Raw genomic sequence first — 454 nt, forward strand, 5'->3', positions numbered from 1 at the left:
GAAAAGCAAGGCGGTTCAGGGAACAGCACCTCTGCCAGCGAGAAGAAAACCGCCCGCGCCGATTCGGCCAGGCGGGCAGCACACACCCGCCACGGGCACGCGCGCGCATCCAGCAGCTCACTGGAAAGCCAGACAAAGGAAAGCCTGCTGAAGGAAGCCCGCAGCAAAGCCATAAAAGGCCGCTCCAGCATGACCAAGGCCGAACTGATCGCCGCCCTGCGCAACCACGGCTGATCGCTACCCTCCCTCCTTGGTGAGGGCCCACCGTACGTGACTAGACCATGCCGGCGATCTCCGCAGCATCGGCATCCGGGCAGCGGTTGCGACAGTCACACTCGAATTCCGCCTGGGCTCGGGTGGCAAAGTTCAGGCTCAAACGCACCTTGTCTTGCGTATCGTAGAGGTCGTAACCCTCGCCCAATGCAGCGGGAAAGCCAAGCCGCCGAGGCTGAAC

At 63.0% G+C, this 454-nt stretch carries 1 protein-coding gene and 1 pseudogene; one reads left to right on the top strand and one right to left on the bottom strand.

Annotated elements, in window-relative coordinates; all coding sequences use genetic code 11:
- Nucleotides 1-234: pseudogene (locus QWI17_RS23020) on the top strand (termination factor Rho); the annotation flags it as partial.
- A gap of 40 nt (nucleotides 235-274) precedes the next feature.
- Here the strand turns inward: QWI17_RS23020 and QWI17_RS23025 are convergent.
- Nucleotides 275-454, bottom strand: a 180-nt coding sequence (locus QWI17_RS23025; protein WP_302724889.1) for a hypothetical protein, incomplete at its 5' end; no start/stop codon positions are given.

Origin of the sequence: Gilvimarinus gilvus (genome assembly GCF_030518155.1) — a bacterium.
GTDB lineage: Bacteria > Pseudomonadota > Gammaproteobacteria > Pseudomonadales > Cellvibrionaceae > Gilvimarinus > Gilvimarinus gilvus.